Source organism: Actinomyces stomatis (assembly GCF_031292835.1).
In the GTDB taxonomy this organism is placed as follows: domain Bacteria; phylum Actinomycetota; class Actinomycetes; order Actinomycetales; family Actinomycetaceae; genus Actinomyces; species Actinomyces stomatis.
On the sequence record NZ_JASPEP010000007.1, the window covers coordinates 55,975 to 78,158 of the forward strand.

The window sequence follows — 22,184 nt, forward strand, 5'->3', positions numbered from 1 at the left end:
ACCGACCGCTGACCAGGCACGTTGTTGCAGGACGCGGCAATCGACAAGCCCTTGCCGCGCCCGTAGGAACGAATGAGGCTCCCGAAACTCTTAGAGTGCGAAGCACGGCTGCGGACCGTCATCACGACGACGGGCAGCCCGCCTTCGGCGGGTGCCAGGCCAGGCCCTCCGGGCGGGGTCAGGTCGGCGGGAGCGGTGCTGAGGTTGCGTGCGTCGGCGCGCATCAGCGACCACCGCCCCGGCCGTAGCGCTTGATGACAGCCTGGTGCGTGACGCCGAGGGCGTCGCCGATCTTCGCCCAGGTCACCCCATCGGCGCGGGCGTCGGCGACGGCGATCTCGACGGACTCCTCCAGCACGGAGCGGAGCACGCCGAGGTCGTAGAGACGTGCCTCGGACTCGGCGAGGGAGGGGTCGCCCTGTCGCCAGCGGAAGCCGTTCACGTGGTCGAAGGCGGCGGAGTTGGCGCTCATCAGTGACCACCGCCCATCACGGCGGCGACCGCGGCGCGCTGTCGCGGGGTCAGGGGCGTGCGAGCCAGGCGTTCACCGGCCAGACGACCAGCAGCACGAGCGGCGGCGATGACGGGATCGAGGCCGTCTGCCTGCGGAGAAGGAGTGGAGCCCTGATCGAGGCCAGGGCGGTCGAGCGCGGATGCGCGGGGAACGTCGATAACGACAGACATCGGAAGTCCTCAGACATGAGTATCTTCCGGTTCCCCGCCACGGTAATTGGGCTGTTTGACCGGCTACTCATCCGGGAGCAGAACCCCGCGCTTCTAAGTCGCGGCCCCGGTGGGATCTTCTTGTCTGCAACCATTCTCCCACGAGTCGACTCACCATTGCAATGACGAGTCGACTCATGAGTCAGTCGCGACGCGGCTCTATCCGAATCAGGTCGGGGTCGAATTTCACGTGACCGGGCGTGATGGGCTCGATGGTCACCGTCACCAGCTCGTCCACGAGCATCCGGCGGCGGTCCACGTCCAACACCTTCCACTTCGCCTCGACCACCTCGCGGCGCTCCGCGGTGCCGACCGGCTCCTCGACGTCCGCGAGCAGCTTCGCCGCCGCCGACACCGAACGGTCGAGCAGCTCCGCGTCGATCTCGTCGATGCGGGCCTTCACGTCGTTGATCGCTGCCGTTATCTCCAGGACCGGCTGATGGATGTCGCGCAGCAGCGGGCTCAGCTCCTTCACCCGATCGACCAGGGCGTTCCGCTCCGTCAGCAGCTCCTCGCGATCCGGCCCATCGTCCTCCTGTGGCATCACGAGGTCGTGCACGACCACCGGGGCCTGATCGCCTGCACCCTCCATGACGGAACCGTATCGCGACCAGACGGGACGGTGACCGCTGCCGGAGGTCTACGCCTCCAGGGAGTAGCCCGTCACCGGTCCGGCGGTGTTGGGCTGCCACCCCAGTGCCGGGGCGACATGCTCTGCGAAGGCCTGCAAGATGTGGAGGTTGAAGTCGACGCCGAGCTGGCTGGGAATGGTGAGCATGAGGGTGTCGGCGGCATGGAGCGCCTCGTCCCGGGCGAGCTGCTCGATGAGGACGTCGGGCTCGGCGGCGTAGGTGCGCCCGAAGGTCGACTGCAGGCCGTCGATGACGCCGATCTGGTCGTGGGAGTCCTCGCCGCGCAGCGCGAAGAACTTCCGGTCGACCTCGGAGACGATCGGGAAGATGGAGCGCGAGACGCTCACGCGCGGGGTCCAGTTGTGGCCGGCCTCCTTCCACGTCTCGCGGTAGCGGCGGATCTGCTCGGCCTGAAGGTGGGAGAAGCCCTCGCCAGTGGCCTCGGTCAGGAGGGTCGAGCTCATGAGGTTCAGACCCTGGCGGGCGGTCCACTCGGCGGTCTCCCGCGAGCCGGCGCCCCACCACAGGCGGCGGTCCACGCCGGGGGCGTGCGGCTCGATGCGCAGGCGGGAGCTGGCGCCGGGTGCCATGCCACCGCTGGTGTCGAGGTCCGCCTGCGGGACGCCCCGGACGGCGTCGAGGAACTGGGCGGTGTGGGCGTGAGCGACGTCAGCCCCGCGCGGGTCGACGCCGCCGGTGTAGCCGAAGGTCTCCCAGCCGCGGCGGGCCTGCTCCGGCGAGCCGCGGGAGATGCCGATGGCAATGCGCTGGTCGGTGAGCAGGTCGAGGGCAGCGACCTCCTCAGCCAGGTAGAGCGGGTTCTCATAGCGCATGTCGATGACGCCGGTGCCGACCTCGATGCGCCGGGTACGGGCGCCGGCCGCGGAGAGCAGCGGGATGGGGGCGGCGGCCTGGCGGGCGTAGTGGTGGACGCGCCAGTAGGCGCCGTTGACGCCGATCTCGTCAGCGCCGACGGCGATCTCGACGGCCTCCTTGAGCGCCTGGCCGGCGTCGGGGTCGCCAGGGCCGCGACCGTGTCCATAGTGTCCGAAGCTGAGAAACCCGAATGCTTTCATACAACCTTCAACTACGCGCTCCGCCGGATCATTCCGGCCGACCGCGCGATTCAGGTCACCCCACCCTCATGCGCCGCACACCCTCAGCGCCGGCAGCGCGCCTGACAGCACCCTCGAGCGCACGGCACACCCAGCCAGCGGGGAACGGCCTCCTTGTAGTCGAGGTAGTCCTGCCCGAACCTCTCCTCCAGAGCCTTCTCCTCGGCCGGGATCTGGTGACGGTCGATGAGCCAGACGAAGCCGGCCAGCGGGATCAGCGCGGACGGGCTCCTGCGCGCGATCGCGTGCGAGAGCAGCAGGCCCGTCAGGCCCAGGTACATGGGATTGCGCGTCAGCCGGTTGGGGCCGTCCACAACGAGGTGCTGGGCCCGCTCGACCCTCACTGGGTCGACCGTGGTGCGGTGGCGAAGAAAGCTACCCGCACTTCCGGCAAGCAGGCACAGCGAGCCTCCGACGACGGCGGTGGCCGCCGCCACCGACGCAGGCGTCACTGTCCGACCACGAGCCATGGCGCCCTGCGCCGCGCCCGCCATCGCCAGCAGCACTGCCGGGGGCGGTCGCCTGAAGATCTGCTTCATCACCGGGCCATCCTCTCACCCACCACGCCCCGGCGGGACATCGGGCTCAGCCACACGACTGCTCCGGACCACCAGAACGGAGGTCGCACCGAGGGACCGACTCCTGGAGACGAAGAACAGGAGCCCGCACTCAAGTGGCGCACGACACTCACAATCAGTACTCTCTCAGTGACTTATCGTTCAACTTCACGTTTGGTTTCACCATCGTTCGTGTTGCCCCCGTTGAACAATGGCCACACGGTTCGTTCCACCCCAACGAGTTCAGCTGGTTGGACGGCGACACGCGTAGCACCTTCCTCCCCCGACACAATGCGAGAACAGATATGAGACAGCCAGCAAGGACGACCATCATCACGCTATGGGGCGCGCTTATCACCGCCCTTGCCCTGGCTCTGTCCATCACCGCGCCCGCCGTTGCCATCGACCCGGGGGGCCGGGAGGAGGCGCTGCCCACCCCACCACCACCCAAACCCAGCGTGCCAAGCGTCGGCACCACCGCCTTGAGTGACGGCACCCCCGTCGGCATTGTCGTGGCCGGAGGCGACGGCGGCATGCTGCATATCGTGGACCTCAGCACCCGCACACTGAGGTCGCGCGAGCGGCTCGCCCCGGAGAACACCGACGTGCAGCCCTGGGAGTTCGCCAGGCTGTCGAACCGGCACGTCCTGCTCGCCAGCGGCGGCGGACAGCTCTTCGAGATCGATCCGGATGCCCCCGAGGGGAAGAAGGCCACGAATCTGAGCGATCCGTCCCGGCCCGGCTACGAACAGGTCGCCGCCTACAGCAAGTTCCTCTGGGACGTCGTCGTCGACGAGCACGACCGGGTCTATGTGGCCACCCAGAGCGATCGCGGCGGCCACATCCTGCGATACGACCCCTCCGCCAACCAGGGAAGGGGCCAGTGGACCGACCTGTTGCCGGGAGGAGTCCAGGCCGGACAGACCGAGGTGCGCAGTCTCGCCTACGACAACGGGTTCCTCTACGCCGGGACGGGAACGAAGACCCTGTCCATTGTCCGGATCAACACCTCCACCAACGCCGCCACCAAGCTGTCGGTTCCCAGTCACGTCACCGCCGGCCTCGGTCACCTCGAGCGACTGCAGGTCAAGGCCGGCAACCTGTACGTCGGCACGAACGTCCCGGGTGGAGTCCGGCCGACCTGCGGGGGAACCTGCGTCCTGGACCCGGCCACCGGGGCGCAGAAGATGAAGGACGGCAAGCCGATTGAGCTGGACACCTGGTCCAGCCAGGTCGTCACCCGCCCCGGCGAGGCCGAGAAGGTCTACTACACCGTCCAGAGCGCCAACACACCAACGCTCCAGGAGTACGACCCCCGGACCAACACCTCACGGACGCTGGCCGAAGGACTGGCCTCCACAGCCCGGCCGAGCCAGTCGAGCTGGGCGACGCACGACCACTTCATCTCAGCGGGCAAGGACGACGGCAGCATCGCCATTGTTCATGCCTCTGATCGCAGCGCGGCAGACCTCCCCAAGGACGCGAACGGAAGCAACGGGATCCGGGGATCACTCCGCAGCATCCAGTCCCTCACGGCAGTCCCCGGCGGAGACCTCTACGCCTCTTGGTACATGACCACTCCGATGCTCCTTCGTACCACCCCCAACGCGCAGGTGGACAAGACGCAGTACAGCCTGACCACGGCCCCGCTGGGCCAGGTCGAGGGCTTCGGGCACAGCAGCAAGTGGTTCGTCACGGGCATTTATCCCAGCGGCGAGCTAGTCACATACGAGATGGGGGCGAACGGGCCAAGGATGGAGCATCCCCGATCGGTGAAGATCACGACTGATGCCAGCCAGGTGCGGCCGTACACCATCGTACCGATCGATGCGGATCGATTCGCCGTCGGCACCACCCCCATGGGGAAGAACGGCTCCGGGGCGCTGTCCATCTACGACGCCGCGCGCAACGAGATCTCCACCTACCCGCTGGATGATATCGCCTATGCGGATCCGTCCCTGCGAGGCTCGTTGAGCAACCGCAGGCCTCTCTCAATCGTCCATCACAAGGACAAGCTGTACGTGGGGACCAGTGCGAGCGGTGACGGCATGAACGCCGCCCAGACGGAGGCCACCGCCCCCAGGCTCTTCGAGTTCGACGTGAAGACAAAGCAGGTGACGCGCGTGATGACACCATTCAAGGATCAGCGTTCCATCACGGCCCTGACCTCGGGCAGCGACGGCACCTTGTACGGGACCACCGGCATGCACGTCTTCACTGTGAACCCGACAGACTTCACGATCGGACGCAGCCGAGCGCTGACAAGGCAGGGCTACGCCGACGCCAACCGCAGTCAGATGATAGAGCGCGACGGCGTGCTCTACGCCATCATGGCGGGCCGGCTGCGGGCCCTGAGCACATCCTTGCAGGACGACGGCACCGTCATCGCCGACTTCGTGAACACCCCCCAAGGAAAGGTCTACGTCAACTCCCTGACCCTCGGCGCCGACCGCAATCTCTACTACGCACGGGGAGCCACGATCTACCGTTACACGTTCCCAGCGGGATGAGGCGGATGCCGCCTGACCGTCGGGATGCCGGTGGCAGAGCCCGCCGACCTTGTCGGTGATCCCGGGCGGTGCGGAGCCGGGCCGGCCGCCCGGCTCACCACACCGCCCCTCATCATTCTGCGTCGGCCGCCGACTCCGGCGCCGCCGGCTCCTGCGCTGAGTCCGTATCCTGCGGCGCCGTCGGCTCGCTGACCTCGGCCTCGGCAGCACCCTCTGCCTCGGCGACCTGCTCCATCGCGGTCTTCTGGGACAGGGGCACCTCGGGCAGGAAGAGGGCGACGACGGAGGTCGCCACGAACAGCGGGATCATCCAGCCGAAGATCGGCAGGAGGGCGTCGGCGTAGGAGCCGGCCACGGCGTCGTGCAGGGCGGCGGGCAGCTGGTTGACCAGGGCGGGCGTGAGCGAGGAGGTGTCGGCGTCCTTGAACTGGGCCAGCGTCCCCAGGACGGCCGGGTCCGCGCTACGGGCCAGCGCCCCGATCCGATCGGTGAGGTTGGAGGTCAGACCGGAGGAGAAGGCCGCACCGATGAGCGAGGCACCCAGAGAGACGCCGACCTCGCGGAAGAAGTTGTTGCCGCTGGTGGCCGTGCCCAGGTGCTTGGCCGGCAGAGCGTTCTGAACCACGGTGACCAGGAGCTGGAAGAACAGCCCAATGCCCGCCCCCATGAGGAAGGTGGCCGCGGAGATCTGCCAGACGGGCGACGTCGTCGACAGGCGGGAGAGCCAGAAGGAGGCGCCGGCGGCGATCAGGGGTCCCAGGACCGGGTAGATCTTGTAGCGGTCGGTGCGCGACACGAGGACGCCTGACAGGATCGAGGAGACGAGCATCCCGACCGTGATGGGCACCAGGAGGAGGCCGGAGGCGGTGGCCGAGTACCCGTAGACCATCTGGAGGTAGGTGGGCAGGTAGCTCATGACGCCGATCATTCCGCCCATCGCGAGCATGCCGACGGCCGTGGAGACGATGAAGGTGCGGTTGGTCAGGATCGACCAGGGCAGGATGGGGTCGGCGGCGCGGGTCTCGACGAAGGCGAACAGCCCCCAGCAGACCAGGCCGACGACGCCCAGGCCGATGATGACGGGGCTGGTCCACGCGTACTGGTTGCCGCCCCAGGTGGCCATGAGGACGATGGCGATGGCGCCGGCGTTCATGAGTCCGAGTCCCCACCAGTCGATGGGGCTGGTCAGGCGGCTGCTGGGCAGGCGCAGGACGATGGCAATGGCGACGAAGGCGAGAACACCCAGCGGCAGGTTGATCCAGAAGGTCCAGCGCCAGGAGACCGAGTCGGTCAGCCAGCCGCCGATGATGGGCCCCAGGATGGAGGCGATGCCGAACATGGCTCCCATGGGGGCCATGTAGGTGCCGCGCACACGCGGCGGAATGAGGTCGCCGGTGATCGCCTGGGAGGAGATCATGAGACCGCCGCCGCCCAGGCCTTGGATGAAGCGGTAGATGATGAGCTGAGTCATGGTGTCGGCGGTGCCGCACAGAGCCGAGCCGATCAGGAACAGGGCAATGGCCACCAGGAAGAGGTTCTTGCGGCCCACGAGGTCGCCGAGCTTGCCGTAGACCGGCATGGCCACGGTAATGGCCAGGGTGTAGGCGGTCAGGACCCAGGCCATGTGGGCGGCGCCGCCGAGGTCGCCCACGATGGTCGGCAGGGCCGTGCCGACAATCGTCTGGTCCATGGCGGACAGGAACATGACCACCAGGAGCGAGGCGTAGACCGCCCAGAAGCGGCGGTCGGGGTGGAAGTCCGCCCCCGGTTCGTGGAGGGCGGGGCCGGTCAAGGCCGGCGTCGAGGTGCGTTGAGTCATGAGTGAGGCCTTGTCGGTGAGGGCGAAGAAAGGAAACGGTCGTTTCAGTGAGTCGGTGAGAAGGATGGGGGCGAGCCGCACGCTCAGCTATCCCGGCGAGCTCGACGGCCTCGGGTCGTTGGAAGCGGTGGAGGCCACTACTACCGACCGGGGGTGGGAGACGACCTCGGAGATCGCCTCGACCATGGCGCGGACGGCGTCGACCAAGCGGGCATGGGGGCACTGGCCTGAGGCTTCGGAGGCGCCGGTGGGCTCGGTGCGAGCTGCCGCCTCACGGTGTTCCTCCCAGGGGTGGGAGCGCCCGCACCACAGGTCCAGGGAGCTGCGCTGGACGGCCATAGCCAGGGCGACGACGGCGCGGGTGCGCGGGTCGTCAGGCTCGGCTCCCAGCCGACGGCCTGCTGCCTCCGCCAAGGACTGGGCGACGATGCGCAGCCGCTCGTGGACGGCTCGTTCCACCTCCGGGTTGTCCCGCACGATCTCCGGGAAGGACAAGAGCCAGCCGCGCTCAGACTCGACAGCCTCGGCGCCGGAGGCGAGCAGGGAGCCAAGGTCCTCCAGGAGACTTCCGGAGCCGTTGACGAAGGCCTCGATAACCGCGGGAGCCGGAGGCTCCAGGCCGACGACGAGGAGGTCGGCCTTGGAGGAGAAGTGGTTGAAGACGGTGCGCCGGGAGACTCCGGCGAGGGCGGCGACATCGTCGACCGTCATCGCGGCATAGCCGCGCTCCCGGGTCAGGGCGAGTGCGGCGGCGCGGATGGCGGCGCGGGTGCGTTGCGCATGGGTGGCGCGCAGGTCGGTTCCAGTCACACGCCCATCTTGCACTCAGTGCAGTATTGCACTCAATGCAGGTCTGCGCGAGGTTCCTCACGAGGGTCGTCAACCGGGAGCCGAGGCCCCATGCTCAGCAAGACTGGCCAAGATGTGCTGAGCGGTGTCCAAATCGGACACAAAGACTCGTCCCCAGTTCGGACACACAGAAAGAAACCGCATGATTCCGCGGTTCAGGCAGCAGCCACATCGGACTTCAGGCTCCTTTGTATCCGATTTGGACACAAGCTCCCCCTCCAGGAGCCGGGCGAGGCTCAGGCACTCTCGTCGACAGCGACGTCGATAAGGTTCTGGTCGGGTTCGCGCACGTAAAGACTGCGGATAGCGCCATGAGCACCCATCCGCTCGCGCGGGGCCGCCTTCAGGAGTGGAGGCGCGCCTCGTAGGCGGCGATCTCGCCGACCTTGGGGCCGTAGCTGCTGGTGGGGTCGTGATGCAGGTCGAGCCAGATGTCAATGAGCGCCCAGGCGGCTGGGGCCGCGATGACGTTCTGCCCCATGCACAGGATCTGGGCGTCGTAGTTCTCCACCGAGCCGCGCACGGTGAGCAGGTCGTGCGCGGTCGCTGCGCGCACCCCGGGACCTTGTTGGCCGCGATGGCGGTTCCCACGCCGGTGCCGCAGATGAGAACACCGCGGTCGGCCCATCCCTCGGCGACTGCCCGGGCGACCCGGAAGGAGACCTCCGGGTAGGTGATCTCCGGTGCGGACAGGTCGACGACGTCGCTCACGCGCCCATCCTCGACCAACCGCTCTTCGATGGCGTCCTTCAGGAGGGCTCCATTGCCCGGGGCACCGATGGCGATTCGCATGCGCCCAGTCTCTCAGGCCTCGTCACGGAAGGCGAGTATGCCCCGGTCAATGAGTCAGCAGGGTTCCCCTGAGACGGCAAAATCGGCGATGACCTCATAGAGAGCCCGACCCTGCCTCATCTGAGCGACGCCCTCGAGTACCTGTGCAGGAAGGGCTGAGGGATCGGCGGCGTAGGAGGACAGGTCGAAGTTCACCCTGATCTGGGAGACGCGGGGACTCCAGGTGTGTGCGGCGCAGGGGTCGGCGACCCGGAAGGGCATGGGGGCCGCGTCGATTCCTCGATCCCGGACGGCCTGCTCGCTCATCGCGACCATCTCCGGGGACTCGGAGTCGTAGACCAGACGGCCGCCGGGAAAGCGGTGGGACATCGCGTTGACGAGGTCTCGAACTGAGCTGGTCTCCAGGAAGTAGAAGACCCCGGAGGCCACGGCAATCAGTCCGCCGCTGGCATCGACCTCATCCATCCAGCGATGATCGGTTAAGGAGAAGGGGAGCTCCCGCTCTCGCTCATGGGGCTCGACCCAGGTGCGTCGGGACTCGAGAACGTCGGGGAAGTCCAGGTTGTAGATCAGCGCCCGACCGTTGTCGACCTCGTCAACGAGACGATCCAGTCCGCAGCCGAGATCGACGACGGCGGCTTCGGGGTGGGTGTCCAGGTAGCGCCGGATCTCCGTCACGGCGGCAAGGTGGCGCAAGGCGTAGATGGCGGCGGACATCTCGCCCATATCCATGTCCTCGACGCCAGGGCGGAAGGCGGAGACCATCGAGACCAGGCGCTCGGACCAGGAGTCCTGAAAGCAGCTCGGCCAGCTTCGCGCAGCACGAGCCCGCCCCAGAAGCGGGAAGAAGAGAGTCTCCTGAACCCCTGCGCCGATCATGGTCTCATCCTAGGAGACGGCACCACCGATGTCGATACTGACAATCACATTCATTATCCTTCATAGGAGGCCTCGCTGGTGAAGGACTCGATGAGTCGGGAGGCGAAGGACTCCGCAGCCGACAGGAGGCGGGGACCACGCACCAGCATGGTGACATCGCAGCCCAGGGCGGACATCCACGTGGCGGCCTCGCAGGCGACGACCCCGCCACCGACGACGATGAGATGCTGCGGGATCTACGGCATGTCGAGCCTCAGGCCAACCGCAGCGGAGTGATGGCATCGATCTGCATCGAAAGACGGTCCTCCGCCACGTCAAGGTCGTATTGGGTCTGCAGGTTCAGTCAGAACTGCGCGGATACCCCGAAGTACGTGCCGAGCCGCAGCGCCGTATCCGCGGTCACCGCAGGCTCGGAGGGCGAGCTCCCATCCCTGGCTCAGGAGGTCAGAGGGTCGTAGGCGGTGACGGCGCAGACGCCCAGGAGGAGGATGCCGAAGGCGGTCGTCAGGATCGAGGCCGAGGCCCGCCTCGCCAACGGCCCACCGAGGAGCCCTCCCACCTCTCCCCCGGCACCCCGCCTCACTTCGACAAAAACTCAGAAACGACGCGGCTCCGGGTCGTTTCTGAAGTTTTGGTCGGTGGGTGAGAATTCCGTCTTGGCGCCCCTTCCAGCGAGCAGTGCCATCATGGGGAGCGTGGACGCAAGAACCGAGCACACACCGGTGGACGCCTGAGGGGCCCGATATGAGACGCGCACTGCCCGCCGCGGGGCTCCTCGGCGCCGGGATCGCCATCTACGGTGCCACCCAGGCGCTTCGACGAGGCCGCCGTCAGGAGTGGAGACGCGCCTCGTAGGCGGCGATCTCGCCGACCTTGGGGCCGTAGCTGCTGGTGGGGTCGTGGCGCAGGTCGAGCCAGATGTCAATGAGCGCCCAGGCGGCGGGGGCCGCGATGACGTTCTGCCCCATGCACAGGATCTGGGCGTCGTAGTTCTCCACCGAGCCGCGCACGGTGAGCAGGTCGTGCGCGGTCGCTGCGCGCACCCCGGGCACCTTGTTGGCCGCGATGGCGGTTCCCACGCCGGTGCCGCAGATGAGAAGCCCGCGGTCGGCCCGTCCCTCGGCAACTGTCCGGGCGACCCGGAAGGAGACCTCCGGGTAGGTGATCTCCGGTGCGGACTGGTCGACGACGTCGCTCACGCGCCCATCCTTGGCCAGTCGTTCCTCAAGAGCGTCCTTCAGGAGGGCTCCATTGCCCGGGGCACCGATGGCGATTCGCATGCGCCCAGTCTCTCAGACTGGTGCCACTCAAGGCGAGGCTGCTCCAGGCTGATATCGCTGAAGACCTCTCATCCGCTTCCCATGGACGCCACGTGGCGCCGCCGCATATCACCTCTTCGGGTGGAGCAACTCGCTCGGGAGGGATTCGATGAGGCGCAGCCATATCTCACTGGCGGTGGGGTAGGCGGGCACGGCGTGACGCAGCCGATGGACGGGGACGCCCGCAGTAATAGCGATGGTGGCGGCGTGGATGAGCTCACCCGCACCAGGGCCCACGAAGGTGGCTCCCAGCACGGCCCCCGTCTGCCGGTCGACGACGAGCTTGGCCTCACCGTGGGCATCGTCGCGCAGGAGGGCAGCTCCAGCAGCCGAGGTGTAACCGACCTGGGCGGTGACGACGTCGTGGTCGAGGGCCCGGGCCCTCTGCTCGGTCAGGCCGCTGGAGGCGAGCTGGGGATCGGTGAAGACGACTTGCGGGACCGGGATGCTCTCGGGCACTGGTTCGGACTCGCAGCCCGCCGCATGGGCGGCGATCCTCTCCCCTACAACGCGTGCTCGGTACTTGCCTATGTGGGTCAACTGGGCCTCACCACTGGCGTCGCCGACGGCGTAGAGCCAGTCGGGCAGGCGACCGGCCAGGACGTCGTCGGGCTCCAGGCCGACGGTCTCCAGCCCAATGCCGGTCAGTAGCGGGCGACGGCCGGTGGCGACCAGAATCTCATCGGCCTCGATGGTTCGACCGGCGCAGGTGACCGTGACAGGGCCGCCATGGATACGACCGAGCCCGGTGTCACTGGCCTGGGACCGCTCGGCGGCAGTCACCCGAGCATCCGTTATGACGGTGACACCGCGGGCAGTAAGAGCCTCCTCGATGAGCCGGGAGGCGAAGGACTCCGCAGCCGACAGGAGGCTGGGGCCACGCACCAGCATGGTGACGTCGCTGCCCAGGGCGGACATCCACGTGGCGGCCTCGCAGGCGACGACCCCGCCACCGACGACGATGAGATGCTGCGGGATCTCCTGCACGCCGGTGGCGTCACGCGAATCCCAGGCCTCAAGGCCTTGGAACGCAGCAGGCATGACGGGCTGCGCGCCAGTGGCGAGAACGACAGCGCGGCGGGCACGAAGGACCCGCTCCCCCTCAGCGGTTCTCACGACGACGCGCCGCTCGCCGTCGAGGCGAGCCCATCCGCGAACGACGTCGAGGCCGGCACCCTCGGCCCAGCGCACCTGAGCAGCGTCGTTGTAGCGGGAAACCCACTCGTCACGACGCTCGAGCAGATCGAGCGCAGACAGTTCGGCAGGGCGCAGGCCACGGAGGTTGGCGGACGCCGCCGCGACCTCGATAGGCACGAGGAACGCCTTGCTGGGCATGCAGGCGTAGTAGGAGCACTCGCCACCCAGGAGCTCGCCCTCAACGAGGACCGCGGTCAGGTCGGTGCCCTTGATGGCGTACTGGGCGACGTTCTCCCCCGCCGGCCCGCCACCGATCACGACGACATCGTAGGTGCTGGTCTGCTCAGGCACTGTTTCCCTGCTCATGCCACCGATGCTGCCACGCATCTCGGCCGGCTGACCAACTTGTACGGCATGTCGAGCCTCAGGCCAACCGCAGCGGAGTGATGACATCGATCTGCATCGAAAGACGGTCCTCCGCCACGTCAAGGTCGTATTGGGTCTGCAGGTTCAGTCAGAACTGCGCGGATACCCCGAAGTACGTGCCGAGCCACAGCGCCGTATCCGCGGTCACCGCAGGCTCGGAGGGCGAGCTCCCATCCCTGGCTCAGGAGGTCAGAGGGTCGTAGGCGGTGACGGCGCAGACGCCCAGGAGGAGGATGCCGAAGGCGGTCGTCAGGATCGAGGCCGAGGCCCGCCTCGCCAACGGCCCACCGAGGAGCCCTCCCACCTCTCCCCCGGCACCCCGCCTCACTTCGACAAAAACTTCACAAACGACGCGGCTCCGGGTGGTGGGGTCAGGTGGTGTTTGCACCGTTGATGATGTCGTTGAGTTTCTCAGTTGGGGTCTGTCCGTTCAAGACGATGCGGGGTCGGCGGTTGAGGCGGTCCTGGATGGCTTGGACCTGGGTGTCGGTGACATCGGTGAAGCTGGTGCCTTTGGGGAGGTACTCGCGGATCAGGCGGTTGGTGTTCTCGTTGGTGGGGCGCTGCCAGGGGCTGTGGGGGTCGGCGAAGTAGACCGGGATGTCGGTGGCGGCGGTGAAGTCGGCGTGCCGGGCCATCTCGCTTCCCTGGTCCCAGGTGATCGAGGCCCTTACGGCTCGGGGCAGGTCAGCGACCATGGTCTGCAAGGCGGTGGTGACGGTCTGGGAGTCGTGGCCGGCGCCCAGGCGGTGTATGAGCACGAAGCGGCTGGTGCGCTCCACCAGGGTGATCAGGGCGCTGCGCCCGCCGGCGCCGATGACCAGGTCGCCCTCCCAGTGGCCCGGCACGGCCCGGTCAGCGGCCTGGGGCGGGCGCACACTGATCTGGGCCCCTTCGATCCAGGGACGCCTGGATCTGCGGGGCAGGCCGGCCAGCGGTGAGCGGGGCAGGCGCCGGGTGCGTCCCGAGCGCAGGGCCTTGTCCACCCGCAGCTGCTGGCGCAGGCTCCCGGCGCCCTGGACGTAGAGGGCCTGGTAGATCTGTTCATGGGAGATGCGCATGGCCTCATTGTCGGGGTGGGCCCAGCGCAGGCGCGCGCTGATCTGGCGGGGGCTGGCCCCGTCCTCAAGCAGGGCCACCACCTCGGCGCGCAGGACGGGATCGGTATCGAGCCTCCTGGCCTTGGGGCGGGCCAGGCGCTCCTGGGCCGCCGCCGAGGCCCTTGGGGCCCGGTAGACCCCGTCAGGGCCGGTGTTGCGGGCGATCTCCCGCCAGACGGTCTGACGGCACCGTCCCAGAAAGCGGGCGATGGCCCCGGCCGACTCCCCGCGGGCCCGGCCCTGAGCGATCAGGACCCGCTCGGCGTCGCTGACGCGCTGCCCGCGCCCGACCCGCCCGGCGCAGACCGACACCGACCAGCCCCCACGCCCCCGCCGCCTTGATGAGCGTCCTGATGCTGTTGCTGCGTCCTCCATGGCCTGATCGTGCCAGTACCGCCTCGCGGTATCCCGGCTCACCCCGGCCGCGGCTGCTGCCCGGGTCAGGGTTGCTCCGGCCAGGACGGCCTGGGCGACCTTGGCGCGTCTGGCCTGGTCGGACTGGACAGTCCCACCCCGTCGTCCGCCTACCAGCTCCACCCCCGCCGCCTGGCACCACAGACTCACCGACCCACGACAGCACCCCAGATCCCGAGCCACCGCCGAAGCCGACTCACCAGCCACCACACGCGCCACCGCATCACGACGCACACCCTGACCAAACCAAGCCCCAGACACACAACACCCCTCCCACGAGCGGTGCATCCACCACCAGACCCCACCGGTCGTTTCTGAAGTTTTGGTCGGTGGGTGAGAATTCCGGCTTGGCGCCCCCTTCCAGCGAGCGGTGGAATCATGGGGGTGTGAACGCAACGACCGAGCACGCGCCGGTGGACGCCTGGGGACCGGACTTCCTGGGCCCGGGCTTCGAGGCCCGCACCCTGGAGCTGCTGCCCGACGACGAGGACGACGGCGCCGTCGCCACCCTGGTGCGCCACCTACCGGCCCTCGACCCCGGCGCCCTGCCGGGCACCCCCACCACCCCCACCTTCATCTACCTCTACCTGCACGGCTGGAACGACTACTTCTTCCAGACCCACCTGGCCCGCGAGATCTCCCGCCTGGGCGGCGCCTTCTACGCCCTGGACCTGCGCCGCTACGGCCGCTCCTGGCGCGAGGGCCAGATGCTGGGCTGGTGCACCTCCCTGGCCGAGTACGACGAGGACCTGGGGCTGGCCCTGTCCGCCATCCGCGCCGACCAGGGCTGGGAGACCGAGGTCGTCCTGTCCGGCCACTCCACGGGCGGGCTCGTCGCCTCCTTGTGGGCCGATCGCCACCCGGGGGCCTTGCGCGCCCTGGTCCTGAACTCCGCCTGGCTCTCACTTCAGGGTTCCGAGCTCGTGCGCACCGTCGGCGACCCGGTCCTGCGCACCCTGGCGCTGCGCGATCCGCGCATGTCGATCCTCGACGGCTGGGTCGACCCGGCGCGCGTCTTCTCCGTCGCTGACGGCTGGGTCGCCGAGCGTGACGGCGAGCTGCCGGATCCCGCCTGGGCCGACGACCCCTACGTGACCGGCTGGGACATCAACCCCGCCTGGTCGATCAAGCCCTCCGCGCCCGTGCGCGTCGGCTGGCTCCAGGCCGTCATGGAGGGGCACAACCGGGTCGCCCAGGGTCTGGACATCCGCTGTCCGGTGCTGTCCATGGGCGCCGCCACCACCCGGCTCGGAGTGACGTGGACGCCGGAGTCGCGTAGCGCGGACACGATCATCGACGCCGACGCCACCGCCCGTCGCGCCGTCATGCTCGGCAAGCTGGTGACCATCGCCCGCTTCCCCGGCGGCGTCCACGACCTCACCCTGTCCGAGCCTCCCGTGCGAGAGCAGGTCTTCTCGGCCCTGCGCCGCTGGATGTCCGCCTACGTGCTGCGCTGAGCCCTGCCCGACAAGCGGCTCAGGCCAACCCGTTGCGGTAGGCCCACACGACGGCCTGGACCCGGTCGCGGGCACCGATCTTGGGCAGGATCCGCGTCAGGTGCGACTTGACCGTGCTGGTCTCGACGACGAGCTCGGCGGCGATCTCCGCGTTCGACATGCCGCCGGCCAGGAGCTGGACGACCTCGCGCTCCCGCTCGGTGAGCACACCGAGCGCCTCCTGGTTCTCGACCCGCCCCTGGCGGCGGGCGAACTCGGCGATCACCCGCCGGGTGACACTCTGATCCACCAGGCCGTAGCCGGAGGCCAGGCGGCGCACGGCGTCGATCAGTTCCTCGGGTTCGCAGTCCTTGAGGATGAAGCCGTCCGCTCCGGCCTCCAGTGCGCCGAAGACGTCGGCGTCCATGTCGAAGGTGGTGACGACCAGGACCGACGGGGTGCCGCCCTCCCGCTCGGAGACGATCTGCCGCGTGGCCGTCAGGCCGTCCCCCTCGGACATCCTCAGATCCATGCACACGACGTCGGGACGGGTCGCGCGCACCACGCGCACCGCCTCCCTGCCGCCGGAGGCCTCTCCCACCACCGTGATGTCCTCGTTCTCCTCCAGCAGGATGCGGAAGCCGGCGCGGATCACCGCCTGGTCATCCACCAGAACCACCCTGATCACGCGTCCTCCTCCTGTGCTAGCGGCAGGACCAACCGTACCCGCCAGCCGCCGCCCTCCACCGGGCCGGCGTGGAGAGAGCCGCCGACGGCGTCGGTCCTCTCCCGCATGACCGCCAGGCCGGTGCCGCCGCCACCGGGGTCGGTCGAGGGCCGGCGGGCCGGGCCGTTGAGAACGCTCAGCTCGAGGGAGTCCTCAAGGCGCTTCACCTCCACCGTGATCGGGGCTCCGGGAGCGTGCTGCAGGGCATTGCTGATCGACTGCTGCGCCACCCGGAAGACGGCGGTGTCGGCCGGCGGCGACAGGATCGGCATACCAGTCGGCGCGTCAGTGGGCGCGCTGCCAGAAGCTCTGACGGAGGCCGTCTCACCGGGCTCACCGTCCAGCAGTCCGCCGTCGAGCAGCTCGATGTCGACGCCGAGCGCCCGGGTGGAGGCGACCAGCTCGGGCAGGTCGCGTAGCCCGGGTGAGGGGTCTCCGGTCTCGGCGTCACTGCGCAGCAGCCCCACCACGGAGCGGAGCCCGGAGAGGGTCTCCTTGGCCTGCCGGCGCAGCTGCTGAGCCGCCTCCCTGGCCATCTGAGGGTCGCGGTCGATCAGTCGCTCGAGCGCGGCCGCCTGCACGACGATCCCGGCCAGGTGGTGGGCGGCGACGTCGTGCAGCTCACCGGCCAGGCGACGACGCTCCTGAATGAGGGCCGTCTCCAACTGCCTCTCGTGTTCACGCAGCTGGAGCTCCTGGCGGAAGTGCTCGTACCTGCGGCTGCTGGCCAGCGCGGCCCCGCCCAACATCGGCACCAGGTAGATCGCCAGCGTCACCAGTGCATTGACCATGTGCAGCTGCCACGGCTCGGGGGATCGTCGCCAGATGTCGACCGCCGAGTAGGCCAGTGACAGTGCGGTCAGGACAGCCGCCGTTCGACGCAGAGGAAACCGCATCCCCATGCCGAAGGACACGACGAGCTGGCCGTAGCCGCCGGCGACGTAGCCTGCGGGAAGCAGCAACACCGTCGCCACCTCCGCCGACCAGACCAGCGCCTGGCACAGCAGGGGGCGACTGCGCCACAGCACGAGGGCCAGACCCTCGGCCGCGAGCGGAATCGCCGTCGCGGCGAACCACGGCCGGGGGCCGGCCGGCACCGAGGTGCTCGCAAGAAACGCCACCGTCGGCTGAACCACTGCGGAAGCGAGGGCCAACAGCACATCGTTGCGCCGGATCGAGACCGGGCTGGTGGGAACGGACAGGCTCATGGCTGCATTGTCATCGACGGACACCGACCTCAACGTCCCCCGGTCACATCCCGAGGCTGGGTACCAGGGCGTTGCCGGCCCAGGCCCACCAGGCCAGCGCCACCAGTGCCGTCAGGAGAACGGCCGACATGGTGACTCGCCGCCACCCCGCCCGACGCCTCAGGGCGATGACCAGGTCAGCCGCCGCCGGAATGACGGCCACCACCCCCAGGACCTGAAGGACCTGGGCACATCGTGCCACCGGGATCAGCCAGGTGAAGGAACCGTCGGTAATAGTCGATGAATTGGCCACGAAAACAACGAGCAGCAGGGTCCAGGTGAGTTGGGCGGCCAGCGCCAGGGCCCCGCCGCCCCGAGCCACACGGGTCAACCACGGCACCGGGGCACCGACCTCCTGGCCCCCTCTGAGGGCCCGCCGTCGTCGCAGGGCACCGACCGGCCAGGCCACCGTGGCCACCAGCAGCAGAACCAAGCAGACACCGAACACGGGAACGAGCGCCTGCTGGACCGGTGTCACGGGGATCAGGGTCAACGCCGGCCCGTGGCTCAGGCTGGCAACCTTGCCGTCCTTGACCTGGGCGGCAATGGCGCCGGCACCGTCGACCTGTCGCCAGACCCACGGCTCGACCTCAACATACTGGGCCTCATCGAGCATGAGCTTCCCTCCACCCGTGTGCTCGATCGTTGCCTTGCCGAAAAAGGGTGACCAAGCTGCCAAAAAGGTATTCCAGGGACCTAGGCTGGATATGTAGGAGCCGGCGACCTGGCGGGCACGTTCGGCGGAGTCCTTGCTTCCGGAGGCCTTGACTGTCTCGCCGGGGAAGTAGCGGTCGGCGAAGCCCTGGGCCAGGTCCTCTCGCAGGCTGCGTGCGGACTCGTTGCCGTCACCGTTGTAGGAGATGAAGATGCCGGTCTTCTCCTCGGGGTAGAGCTCGAACTTGGAGTGCCAGCCCCGCGTATGGTCGCCGCTGTGCTCAACGATGCGCCGGCCGTGACGGGTGAGCTCGAAGTAGCCCAGGCCCATCTCCCCAGCCTTGGCCCGGTTGCCGAGCCGCTCCTCCCCCAGCCCAGGAGACCACATCTGCTCCCAGGTCTCCTCACGCAACAGCTTGGGCGAACGACTCAGCTGAGCGTTCATGAAGGCCGCGAAGTCCGGGGCCGAGACGGTCAGCGAGCCGGCCGGGAAGTCGCCCATGACCTCGAAGGGGACCTCCTCACCGGTGGAGGTGTAGCCCGGCCCCAGGGAACCGGCCATATCCTTGGGCAGGGGCTGCTCGTAGGTGGAGGAGGTCATCCCCGCCGGCTCCAGGACATGCTCACGCACGTAGGTCTCAAAAGGCTGACCACTCACCCGCTGCACAATGTAACCGGCCAGCGCCATCCCGTAGTTGGAGTAACCCGGGGTGGTGCCCGGAGCAAAGACCTGAGTCGGCGGATCGTTCTTGACGTAGGCCTCCAGATCCGTCGTCGGGGTGAGGCTGCCGTGTTCATCGAAGCCCGCTGAGTGGGTCAGCAGGTGACGCAGGGTCAGGGGCTCATCGAAGCGCCGCTCGATCTCGAAGTCCAGGTAGGCGCTGATATCGGCGTCAAGGTCCACCTTGCCCTGCTCCACCAGCTGCATCGCCGCGATGGAGGTCGGGATCTTGGAGATCGAGGCCACCCGGAACAGGGACTTCTCCGGGTCCACGGCCACCGGCTGCCCACCGGAGGCACCGATGTCGGCCCAGCCGTAACCACGAGTGGTCACCACCTGACCGTCCTTGACCACCGACACCACAGCACCCGGGATATCCCCGTTCTTCAAGGCATCGGGCAGCTTCCCATCCAACCAGGCGTTGACGTCCTCGGTCGTGAGCTGATGCTTCCCCGCAGGCGGCTCACGCGGCGGCAAGCTACTCGACGACGACGTCGACCCACAAGCGGTCAGTAGGGACAGTGAGGCCAACAGGGCCACCACGACCAGCGCCATGGCCCTGCGCGTCACGTTGCTCGTCGTATGGAGCGTCGCGTTCATGATCATCTCCCCGGCCCGCGTGATCGGGAAAGCCGCGAGCCACCTCCAGCCTCGCGGCATCGGGCGGCTCTCCTCTACGGGCGCAGGATGTCAGGTGGTTTACGACCTACGACGTAAGGGCCTCGACCGCACGGACGAGCCGACCGGACAGTCAGGTTCGGGGCCAGGGGATTTCAGAAGCCGCGGTCGGCCAAGTCATCGCGGAGGTCCCCCAGGTGGGCGCCGTGCACCCCTACGCGCCACACGCGCCAGCCGTCGGCGTCGGTAACGGCCTGGGCGGCATTGGCGGCCGACGTCGGGTCGGTGAAGGAACGCCCGTCGGACAGGGTGATGACGCCCTCCACCGACAGGGTCGCCTCGTGGTAGATGCCTCGGCGCAGCCGCTGCCAGACGAGCTGGGTCGGTTTGCCGAGTGAGGCCGCCACGGCCGCCAGCTCCGCGGTCTCCTGGACCAGGAGGGACTTCGAGGGGTCACCGCCCAGCGCCTCGGCCACAGGGTCGAGGGCGTCGGCCGACCCACGCAGCGGCTCCCAGGACACGAGCGGTACCGCGCCGGTGGGCGCCTCCGGGCGGGCATCGTTGGGGGCCACGGTGGACCAGGCCTCCGCGGCCCGCACCGTGGGCCCGCCGTTGTGGGAGCCGGGCGAGGCGTCGGCCTGCGAGCCGGGCGCGGCAGAGGAGGCGTCCGGCTGAGCGTGCGCCGCCCGCGAGCGCCGTCCCATGCGGGTGCGCGGATCGACGTCGTTCAGGGCATGACCGGTCTGCGGGACTCCTGCGGCATCGAGCGTCTCGTCGGAAGTGGCGCCGAGCGGAGCGGCGGAAGGCGCCGAGCCGGCCGACGCCGCTGAGCCGCTCCCCCCGGACAGGCTGCTCCCGCCGAGGATGTCGACGCCTCCGGCCAGGGCGGCGACTGCCCGCTCCTCGACGCTGCCGTCATCGGCGAAGTCGGGTTGGCCTCCGCGACCGGCGCCGGCGGGCTCGTCACCCAGGTCGACGACGGCGGGAACGGTCACGGTGTCGCCGCTGAGGATGTCGGCCAGATCCTGACCGACGTGACCGGCGCTTCCGGCAGCGTTGGGGGCGCCACCGTCGTGGTTGGAGTCACCGGGGCCGTCCGTGGGATCGGATGCAGCCGGAGCCTGAGAGGCGCCGGCGAAGCTCTCCGGGCCCGGATCAGGCCGGCTCTCCGTGGCCTTGTGGTCGCCCTCAGCGCCGTGGGCAGCATCGGGCGCGGTGTCGTCGGTGGTGTCCTTGGCCGGGCTCTGAGCGGGGGCGACAGGGGCGTGGGAATCGTCGGCGGGGCCGTCGGCGGCGCCGTCGTCCGGTTCGGACGCCGCCTTCCCGGCAGACTGGGTATCGCCCGCCTCGCCGGGGTTCTCGGGCCGGGGCTCGTCCCCGCCCTGGGCGGGCGGCTCGTGCACCTGGGGCTGCTCGGCGGTCACGGCCACCGGCTCGAACAGCTCGGAGAGCGCATCGGCGGCCCCCGTCGCGGCGAAGGCTCCTGCCGGAATAGCGGCGCTGCTGTCTTCGGTACCCTCCGCGTCGGGGGCGTGCGCCGGCTCTGAGGGCATGACGATCTCGATGGGGCCGGTGACCGGGCTCATGTACTCGACCTGCTCAGTGACATCGATGGCACGCGAGCCGGCGGAGGCGGTACTGGCCGGACCGGCGGAGCCGGCCAGGGCCGGGCGGGGCGCACGGGCCACGAGCAGCGGCCCCCCGGCAGCCACGTCCATCCCGGAGATCTTCTCCACCACCACGACGATGCGGGACTCGTCCACGATGCGCACGTCCACCTCGTGGATCTCCAACCCGGAGGAGGACAGCACTCCCAGCCCTCCGACGACGTCGGGCTCCAGGGCGGCACTCAGGATGGTCAGACGCGGGCCGGCCTCGACCTGAGCGGGCATCGCCTCGCGGAACTCGTTCCAGTCCTGGCTGAAGGCCCCCAGCCCGCCCGCGTACCTGCTGGCGATCTCACGGCGGCCCGCGGTAGCGGCCTGGGTCAGCCGCGACATGGCGGCCAGCAGCCCCGTGGAGTCGACGCTCTCCAGGACCTCGACGACGACGACCTGCCCAGTGGCGTCCAGGGCGGTCAGGCTCGCTCCGGCGTCGACCTCCTCCCATGACAGGGGGAAGAGCGGACGGCGCAGGACATCGACGATCTGCCGCTGGATGGCGACCAGACTGTGGGACAGGGTGATGGCGTCAGCGGAGCGACCCAGGCGCACGGGCAGGAGGTGGTTGCCGTCGAGCTCGTACATGGCCATGGATGGGGCCGCCTTTCCTCGTCGTCCTGCTCCGCGATGGCCCCCAGCACAGGTGGACACGCGCATGGCCGGCTCACAGTCGAGTCACCCACGAACACAGTGCCCAGCCATCCTGTCACGACCGCCAGCACACGGCAGACTATCTCATGACAGCAACAATGAGTGGGCCGTCGCCCCATCACATCGGCCCGCACACAGTGAGAAAACCGCGGGAGCACGGCCAGATCAAGGTTATCTCCGAGGGTTATCCCCGATCC

General features: G+C 68.8%; 20 protein-coding genes and 1 pseudogene. 2 read left to right on the top strand and 19 right to left on the bottom strand.

Translation table 11 applies throughout. The annotated features are described in order from the left end of the window. Positions 1-223: 223 nt before the first annotated feature. From RIV12_RS06110 to RIV12_RS06130, 5 genes are all read right to left on the bottom strand, one after another. The gene (locus tag RIV12_RS06110; protein ID WP_003780556.1) at positions 224-472 is read right to left on the bottom strand and encodes a hypothetical protein; all 249 of its coding nucleotides are present in this window, start codon (positions 470-472) and stop codon (positions 224-226) included. Further along, a complete protein-coding gene (locus RIV12_RS06115) occupies positions 472-684 on the bottom strand; it encodes a hypothetical protein (RefSeq protein WP_003780572.1) in 213 nt (70 codons plus the stop codon). Before RIV12_RS06115 ends, RIV12_RS06110 begins: the two co-directional genes overlap by 1 nt. Before the next feature lie 181 nt (positions 685-865). Next, positions 866-1,315 (bottom strand): hypothetical protein, encoded by a 450-nt coding sequence (locus RIV12_RS06120; protein WP_075379513.1) that lies wholly within the window; start codon positions 1,313-1,315, stop codon positions 866-868. A gap of 48 nt (positions 1,316-1,363) precedes the next feature. After that, positions 1,364-2,431 (bottom strand): LLM class flavin-dependent oxidoreductase, encoded by a 1,068-nt coding sequence (locus RIV12_RS06125; RefSeq protein WP_309322829.1) that lies wholly within the window; start codon positions 2,429-2,431, stop codon positions 1,364-1,366. Between the two features lie 83 nt (positions 2,432-2,514). Then, positions 2,515-3,009 (bottom strand): methyltransferase family protein, encoded by a 495-nt coding sequence (locus RIV12_RS06130; RefSeq protein WP_075414272.1) that lies wholly within the window; start codon positions 3,007-3,009, stop codon positions 2,515-2,517. Between the two features lie 323 nt (positions 3,010-3,332). Here RIV12_RS06130 and RIV12_RS06135 point away from each other — a divergent pair, with 323 nt between their 5' ends. After that, the gene (locus RIV12_RS06135; RefSeq protein WP_309322830.1) at positions 3,333-5,537 is read left to right on the top strand and encodes a PQQ-dependent sugar dehydrogenase family protein; all 2,205 of its coding nucleotides are present in this window, start codon (positions 3,333-3,335) and stop codon (positions 5,535-5,537) included. A gap of 112 nt (positions 5,538-5,649) precedes the next feature. Here the strand turns inward: RIV12_RS06135 and RIV12_RS06140 are convergent, their stop codons facing one another. The 10 genes and pseudogenes from RIV12_RS06140 to RIV12_RS06185 all read right to left on the bottom strand — a co-directional run bounded on the left by RIV12_RS06140 (position 5,650) and on the right by RIV12_RS06185 (position 14,422). Then, complete coding sequence (locus tag RIV12_RS06140) at positions 5,650-7,356, bottom strand: MDR family MFS transporter (protein ID WP_309322831.1); 1,707 nt, start codon at positions 7,354-7,356, stop codon at positions 5,650-5,652. Positions 7,357-7,443: 87 nt separating this feature from the next. After that, positions 7,444-8,166, bottom strand: coding sequence for a TetR/AcrR family transcriptional regulator (locus RIV12_RS06145; RefSeq protein ID WP_309322832.1), 723 nt, complete (start codon positions 8,164-8,166; stop codon positions 7,444-7,446). 382 nt (positions 8,167-8,548) lie between these two features. Beyond that, a pseudogene (locus RIV12_RS06150) lies at positions 8,549-8,997 on the bottom strand (RpiB/LacA/LacB family sugar-phosphate isomerase). A 54-nt stretch (positions 8,998-9,051) separates the two neighbouring features. After that, a complete protein-coding gene (locus RIV12_RS06155) occupies positions 9,052-9,876 on the bottom strand; it encodes a class I SAM-dependent methyltransferase (RefSeq protein ID WP_309322833.1) in 825 nt (274 codons plus the stop codon). A 53-nt stretch (positions 9,877-9,929) separates the two neighbouring features. After that, positions 9,930-10,112: an NAD-binding protein gene (locus RIV12_RS06160; protein ID WP_309322863.1), complete on the bottom strand. Its 183-nt coding sequence runs from the start codon at positions 10,110-10,112 to the stop codon at positions 9,930-9,932. 200 nt (positions 10,113-10,312) lie between these two features. Beyond that, positions 10,313-10,435, bottom strand: coding sequence for a hypothetical protein (locus RIV12_RS06165; protein ID WP_256695847.1), 123 nt, complete (start codon positions 10,433-10,435; stop codon positions 10,313-10,315). 271 nt (positions 10,436-10,706) lie between these two features. Next, positions 10,707-11,156, bottom strand: coding sequence for an RpiB/LacA/LacB family sugar-phosphate isomerase (locus RIV12_RS06170; RefSeq protein ID WP_309322834.1), 450 nt, complete (start codon positions 11,154-11,156; stop codon positions 10,707-10,709). Between the two features lie 108 nt (positions 11,157-11,264). Continuing rightward, a complete protein-coding gene (locus RIV12_RS06175; protein WP_309322835.1) occupies positions 11,265-12,698 on the bottom strand; it encodes a dihydrolipoyl dehydrogenase family protein in 1,434 nt (477 codons plus the stop codon). A 241-nt stretch (positions 12,699-12,939) separates the two neighbouring features. After that, on the bottom strand, positions 12,940-13,062 hold the full coding sequence (locus RIV12_RS06180; RefSeq protein ID WP_256695847.1) for a hypothetical protein: 123 nt from the start codon (positions 13,060-13,062) through the stop codon (positions 12,940-12,942). Between the two features lie 67 nt (positions 13,063-13,129). Then, the gene (locus RIV12_RS06185; protein WP_309322836.1) at positions 13,130-14,422 is read right to left on the bottom strand and encodes an IS30 family transposase; all 1,293 of its coding nucleotides are present in this window, start codon (positions 14,420-14,422) and stop codon (positions 13,130-13,132) included. Between the two features lie 236 nt (positions 14,423-14,658). Between RIV12_RS06185 and RIV12_RS06190 the strand changes: the two genes are divergently transcribed. Beyond that, on the top strand, positions 14,659-15,729 hold the full coding sequence (locus tag RIV12_RS06190; RefSeq protein WP_309322837.1) for an alpha/beta hydrolase: 1,071 nt from the start codon (positions 14,659-14,661) through the stop codon (positions 15,727-15,729). A 19-nt stretch (positions 15,730-15,748) separates the two neighbouring features. Here the strand turns inward: RIV12_RS06190 and RIV12_RS06195 are convergent, their stop codons facing one another. From RIV12_RS06195 to RIV12_RS06210, 4 genes are all read right to left on the bottom strand, one after another. Then, entirely contained in the window at positions 15,749-16,396 is a 648-nt protein-coding gene (locus RIV12_RS06195) for a response regulator (RefSeq protein WP_309322838.1), read from the bottom strand. Then, positions 16,393-17,643: a sensor histidine kinase gene (locus RIV12_RS06200; RefSeq protein ID WP_309322839.1), complete on the bottom strand. Its 1,251-nt coding sequence runs from the start codon at positions 17,641-17,643 to the stop codon at positions 16,393-16,395. The genes RIV12_RS06195 and RIV12_RS06200 overlap by 4 nt, the downstream gene beginning before the upstream one ends. 43 nt (positions 17,644-17,686) lie before the next feature. Next, entirely contained in the window at positions 17,687-19,657 is a 1,971-nt protein-coding gene (locus tag RIV12_RS06205) for a serine hydrolase domain-containing protein (RefSeq protein WP_309322840.1), read from the bottom strand. A 173-nt stretch (positions 19,658-19,830) separates the two neighbouring features. Then, complete coding sequence (locus RIV12_RS06210; RefSeq protein WP_309322841.1) at positions 19,831-21,927, bottom strand: restriction system modified-DNA reader domain-containing protein; 2,097 nt, start codon at positions 21,925-21,927, stop codon at positions 19,831-19,833. Between the last annotated feature and the right edge of the window lie 257 nt (positions 21,928-22,184).

What these genes read in the sequence shown, in the direction of transcription:
- RIV12_RS06110 (WP_003780556.1), bottom strand. Translation starts at nt 472, where the DNA reads ATGAGCGCCAACTCCGCCGCCTTCGACCACGTGAACGGCTTCCGCTGG.
- RIV12_RS06115 (WP_003780572.1), bottom strand. Translation starts at nt 684, where the DNA reads ATGTCTGTCGTTATCGACGTTCCCCGCGCATCCGCGCTCGACCGCCCT.
- RIV12_RS06120 (WP_075379513.1), bottom strand. Translation starts at nt 1,315, where the DNA reads ATGGAGGGTGCAGGCGATCAGGCCCCGGTGGTCGTGCACGACCTCGTG.
- RIV12_RS06125 (WP_309322829.1), bottom strand. Translation starts at nt 2,431, where the DNA reads ATGAAAGCATTCGGGTTTCTCAGCTTCGGACACTATGGACACGGTCGC.
- RIV12_RS06130 (WP_075414272.1), bottom strand. Translation starts at nt 3,009, where the DNA reads ATGAAGCAGATCTTCAGGCGACCGCCCCCGGCAGTGCTGCTGGCGATG.
- RIV12_RS06135 (WP_309322830.1), top strand. Translation starts at nt 3,333, where the DNA reads ATGAGACAGCCAGCAAGGACGACCATCATCACGCTATGGGGCGCGCTT.
- RIV12_RS06140 (WP_309322831.1), bottom strand. Translation starts at nt 7,356, where the DNA reads ATGACTCAACGCACCTCGACGCCGGCCTTGACCGGCCCCGCCCTCCAC.
- RIV12_RS06155 (WP_309322833.1), bottom strand. Translation starts at nt 9,876, where the DNA reads ATGATCGGCGCAGGGGTTCAGGAGACTCTCTTCTTCCCGCTTCTGGGG.
- RIV12_RS06170 (WP_309322834.1), bottom strand. Translation starts at nt 11,156, where the DNA reads ATGCGAATCGCCATCGGTGCCCCGGGCAATGGAGCCCTCCTGAAGGAC.
- RIV12_RS06175 (WP_309322835.1), bottom strand. Translation starts at nt 12,698, where the DNA reads ATGAGCAGGGAAACAGTGCCTGAGCAGACCAGCACCTACGATGTCGTC.
- RIV12_RS06200 (WP_309322839.1), bottom strand. Translation starts at nt 17,643, where the DNA reads ATGAGCCTGTCCGTTCCCACCAGCCCGGTCTCGATCCGGCGCAACGAT.
- RIV12_RS06205 (WP_309322840.1), bottom strand. Translation starts at nt 19,657, where the DNA reads ATGAACGCGACGCTCCATACGACGAGCAACGTGACGCGCAGGGCCATG.
- RIV12_RS06210 (WP_309322841.1), bottom strand. Translation starts at nt 21,927, where the DNA reads ATGGCCATGTACGAGCTCGACGGCAACCACCTCCTGCCCGTGCGCCTG.